Annotated in this window: 4 protein-coding genes; 3 read left to right on the forward strand and 1 reads right to left on the reverse strand. The window is 67.7% G+C overall.

All coding sequences use genetic code 11. The annotated features are described in order from the left end of the window. Positions 1–854, reverse strand: an 854-nt coding sequence (locus ACIQ67_RS19875) for a LysR family transcriptional regulator ArgP (protein WP_397536105.1), incomplete at its 3' end; no start/stop codon positions are given. A 90-nt stretch (positions 855–944) separates the two neighbouring features. On the opposite strand from ACIQ67_RS19875, the gene ACIQ67_RS19880 reads away from it, so the two are divergent. From ACIQ67_RS19880 to ACIQ67_RS19890, 3 genes are read left to right on the forward strand one after another with little or no spacing between them, the layout of a single operon-like run. Further along, a complete protein-coding gene (locus tag ACIQ67_RS19880) occupies positions 945–1,580 on the forward strand; it encodes a LysE/ArgO family amino acid transporter (RefSeq protein ID WP_397536106.1) in 636 nt (211 codons plus the stop codon). 10 nt (positions 1,581–1,590) lie between these two features. Next, entirely contained in the window at positions 1,591–2,916 is a 1,326-nt protein-coding gene (locus tag ACIQ67_RS19885) for a D-amino acid dehydrogenase (protein ID WP_397536107.1), read from the forward strand. Positions 2,917–2,971: 55 nt separating this feature from the next. Beyond that, positions 2,972–4,276 carry an Hsp70 family protein gene (locus ACIQ67_RS19890; RefSeq protein ID WP_397536108.1) on the forward strand — a complete coding sequence of 435 codons (1,305 nt, stop codon included), beginning with the start codon at positions 2,972–2,974 and terminating at the stop codon, positions 4,274–4,276. Positions 4,277–4,407 lie beyond the last annotated feature (131 nt).

Raw genomic sequence — 4,407 nt, forward strand, 5'->3', positions numbered from 1 at the left:
GCTGGCGCGTGCTCGGACTGCAGCTTCCATTGATGCCAATAGAGGCTCACGTCGACGCTGATGTCCGGGCGAATGCACAGCAACTCTCCCGACTCGATCAACGGCCGCAACTGCAATTCGGGCGCCACACCCACGCCCCAGCCCGCCTGCACGGCACGCACATAGGCTTCGCTTGAAGGCACAAAGCGCTCCAGCAGCCGCGGAGATCTCAGGCCGAACGCCTTGGACACCCACTGCACCTGGGTGTCGTCCTTGCGGTTGAAGACCAGGAACGGTGTCTGGGCGAAGTTGCCGGCAGACAGTCCCACAGGCAGATGCTCACGGATAAAGGCCGGGCTCGCCACCGCCACGTAGCGCATCAGCCCCAAGGGCTGCACCAGGCAGCCGCGCAGAGCCTGCTTCACCGTGCTGACGCAGCCCAGCACCTCACCCTGGCGCAGCCAGTCATGCGTGAAATCCTGGTCGTCGACCACGAGTTCCAGGCCGAAGCCCTCGCGTAACCCCTGCTGGGCGACCGCGTCCAAGGCTGGCAGCACCCAGGTGGCCAGGCTGTCGGCGTTCACCGCAATGGCAATGCATTCGTTGACGGCAGCCCCGGCCCCCAGCTCGCGGCCCACCTCGGCACGCAAAGCCTGCAGTTGGCGCGCAAAACGCAGCAGCACCTTGCCGGGCTCCGTCAGGCGCAAAGGCCGTGAGCGCACCACCAGCAGCTGACCCACCTGCGCCTCCAGGCTGCGCAGGCGCTGCGACACAGCGCTCTGTGTGATCGATAAACGCTGTGCCGCGCGGTCAAAGCTGCGCTCATCGGCCAAGGCGGCCAGGCAATCGAGTCCGGCAGAGTCCAGGTCTTTCATAAGCCGTCCTAATGTAGCGCGAGAAAAGTGAATGCCTCTTCATGTTTGCCCGCACTCTGCCGACAATCCGGCATTGCCTTTGCCCCACCCATGTACACCCCTGAACTCAGCGCTCTCAGCCAAGGCTGGCTCACCGGTGCCAGCCTGATCATGGCTATCGGCGCCCAGAACGCCTTGGTGCTGCGCCAAGGCCTGCTGCGCCAGCATGTCGGCGCTGTGGTAGCGGTGTGCGCCATCTCGGACATTCTGCTGATCATGCTGGGGGTCTTTGGTCTGGGCGCCGTGATCGCCAGCAGCCAGCTGCTGCTGGAACTGTTCCGCTGGGGCGGCGCAGCCTTCTTGCTGATCTACGCATTGAAGGCAGCGCTGCGCGCATGGAACGGCCAGAGTGCGCTCGAGGCACAGGCCGGCGGTGCCAGCCTGAAGGCCGTGCTGGGAAGCACCCTGGCCATGACCTATCTGAACCCCCATGTCTACCTGGACACGGTAGTGCTGCTGGGCACGGTGAGCCTGCAGCAGCCTGAGGCGCTGCGCGGCCTGTTCGCAGCCGGAGCCTCACTGGCCTCTCTGATGTGGTTCTCGGCCCTGGGCTTCGGTGCCGCGGCCGTGGCCGAACCATTGCGCCGTCCCTTGGTCTGGCGCAGCATTGATGCCGGCGTCGCCCTGCTGATGGGCATGCTGGGACTGCAACTGTTGCTGAATCCCCTGTCGGGGTCGTCTACCTGAAGGAGTGGTCATGCGCGTCGTCGTTCTGGGTGCGGGAATCATCGGGGTCAGTACCGCTTGGTATCTGCTGGAGCAGGGCCATGAAGTCACTGTGGTCGACCGCCAGGCCGACGCGGCGCTGGAGACCAGCTTCGCCAACGGCGCGCAGATCTCAGTCAGTTTTTGCGAGCCCTGGGCCAATGCCGGCGCGCCCTTCAAGGTAGCTAAGTGGCTGCTTCGCGACGATTCACCGCTGCTGTTCCGCCCACGCCTGGACCCGGCGCAGTGGCGCTGGGGCCTGTCCTTCCTGACGCAATGCACCAGCGCTGCCTTCGAGCGCAATGTCCAGCAACTGGTCGCCTTGGGTGCCTACAGCCATGCCTCGCTGAAGAGCCTGGTGGCGCAGACCGGCATCGAGTACGAACGCCTGGAGCGCGGCATCCTGCACTTCTTCTCCAGCCAGGCCGATTTCGACGCCGGTGCGGCCGGCGCCGAGTTGATGCGCCGCCATGGCGTGGACCGCCGCGTGCTGGGGCGCGACGAGGTGCTCAAAGTCGAGCCAGCGCTTGCCAGCTTCGGCAGCAACATCTTCGGCGGCACCTTCACGCCCAGCGACGAATCCGGCGATGCCAAGGTGTTCACGCAGAAGCTCGCGCGCCTGTGTGCCGAGCGCGGCGCCACCTTCCTGTACGGGCATGACGTGCTGTCGCTGCAACACAGCAGCGGCCGCATCGATGGCGTCACCGTCGCACCGCACAGCCCGGCCGTCAACGGCGGCCGCAGCTACACCTTGCAGGCCGACGCCTTCGTCGCTGCGATGGCCTCCTACACGCCGGCCCTGCTCAAGCCGCTCGGCGAGTACCTGGCCATTTACCCAGCCAAAGGCTACTCAGCCACGCTGCGACTGAAGAAGCCCGAGGCCGCCAGCGTGGTCAGCCTGCTGGACGACACCCGCAAGATCGCCATCTCACGCCTGGGCGACCATGTGCGCATCGCGGGCACGGCTGAACTGAATGGCATCGACACCCGCCTGGACACGCCCACCGCCCGAGTGCGCTGCGAAGCGCTGGTGCGCCGTTACGAAGAGCTGTTCCCCGGCGTGGCCGACACCAGCGAGCCCAATTACTGGACCGGCCTGCGCCCCAGCACGCCGACCAACATCCCCTACATCGGCCGCAGCACCAAGGCCGCCAATCTGTGGATCAATGCCGGCCACGGCACCTTGGGCTGGACCCATGGCGCCGGCTCCGGCCGCGCCCTGGCCGAGCTGATGAATGGTCAGCGCCCGGAGCTGGAATTCGGCTTCTACGGCCGTGCGCTGCCGACCCAGCGCAGCCCGCAAATGGCTGTTGCCTGAATGGCCCAGGCGCCGGGCTGGCTACAATCCGCGCCCCTCTTCCGGTGCGCTCTTCATGCCAGCTTCGTCCTTCTGCGCCATTGACTTCGGCACCTCCAACTCGGCCATTGCCATCCCGGCGGCCGGCGGCGCCGGCATGCGCCTGGTGGAGCTGGAACCCGGCTACCGCACCATGCCCACCGCGGTTTTCTATTTCACCGAAGGCCGGCATGACGCCGATGGCCCGCCGCGCGCGTTCGGCCGCGCCGCGGTGGCGGCCTATGTGGAAGGCAGCGACGGGCGCCTGATGCGCTCGATGAAGAGCATCCTCGGCTCCGGGCTGATCGAACAGACCACCGATGTGGGCGGCGGCCATGGCGTGAAGTACTTCGACATCCTGGCCGGCTACCTCAAGCGCCTGCGCAACCAGGCCCTGGCGGCCGGCGCCGCCGCGCCGCTGGACCAGCTGGTGCTCGGCCGTCCGGTCTTCTTCGTCGACGAAGACCCGGCGCGCGATGCCGAAGCGCAAGCCTCCTTGAAGGCCGCGGCGCAAGCCGTGGGCTTTCGCCAGGTCGAGTTCCAGTTCGAGCCCATCGCCGCGGCCTTCGACTACGAAAGCAAGATCAGCGAAGAACGCATCGTTCTGGTGGCCGACATCGGCGGCGGCACCTCGGACTTCTCGGTCGTGCGCGTCGGCCCGCAACGCATGCAGCGCCTGGACCGGCGCGACGACATCCTGGCCAACCACGGCGTGCATATCGCCGGCACCGACTTCGACCGCCATATCGAGCTGGCCTCCATCCTGCGCGAGTTCGGCTACCGCTCGCTCGGCCCGGCGCGCGGTGACTCGCCGCCGCGCGAAGTGCCCAGCGGCGTCTACTTCGACCTCGCCACCTGGCACCTGATCAACACCGTCTACAACCCCGGGCGCATCGCCGAGCTGCGCGGCATGAAGAGCTTCTACGGCAACCCGCTGCACCACCAGCGCCTGATGACGGTGGTGGAAGACCGGCTGGGCCACGAGCTGGCCGGCCGTGCCGAGGACGCCAAGATCGCCGTCTCGGGCGGCGGTGACACCGAGATCGACCTCGGCCTGGTGGAGAACGGGCTGCGGGTGCCGCTGAGCGAGCGCGTCGCGGTCGATTCGCTGCAGGCCGACATCGGCCGCATCGTGCAGGCCGGGCGCGAGACCGTAACGCAAGCCGGCCTGCGTCCCGACCAGATCGACGCGCTGTATTTCACCGGCGGTTCCACCGGCCTGCGCCTGCTGGCCGACCGCATCGCAGCCGAATTCCCGACGGCGCAGGCGGTGCGCGGCGACGCCTTTGCCTCGGTCGCCACCGGCCTGGGTCTGCACGCGGCGCGGCTGTTCGCTCAGTAGCGTCCGCGCTGCGGCGGACCGCGGCGCGCCGGCGGTTTGCCGCGGGCCGCGCTGGCCTCGGCCTGCTGCGGCCGCGTCACATCGGCCAGCATCAGGCAGGCCGCCACCAGGCTTTCCACCGCCTCCTCCAG

This window comes from Roseateles sp., from assembly GCF_044373315.1.
Classification (GTDB): Bacteria; Pseudomonadota; Gammaproteobacteria; order Burkholderiales; family Burkholderiaceae_C; genus JACDQM01.

What these genes read in the sequence shown, in the direction of transcription:
- ACIQ67_RS19880 (WP_397536106.1), top strand. Translation starts at nt 945, where the DNA reads ATGTACACCCCTGAACTCAGCGCTCTCAGCCAAGGCTGGCTCACCGGT.
- ACIQ67_RS19885 (WP_397536107.1), top strand. Translation starts at nt 1,591, where the DNA reads ATGCGCGTCGTCGTTCTGGGTGCGGGAATCATCGGGGTCAGTACCGCT.
- ACIQ67_RS19890 (WP_397536108.1), top strand. Translation starts at nt 2,972, where the DNA reads ATGCCAGCTTCGTCCTTCTGCGCCATTGACTTCGGCACCTCCAACTCG.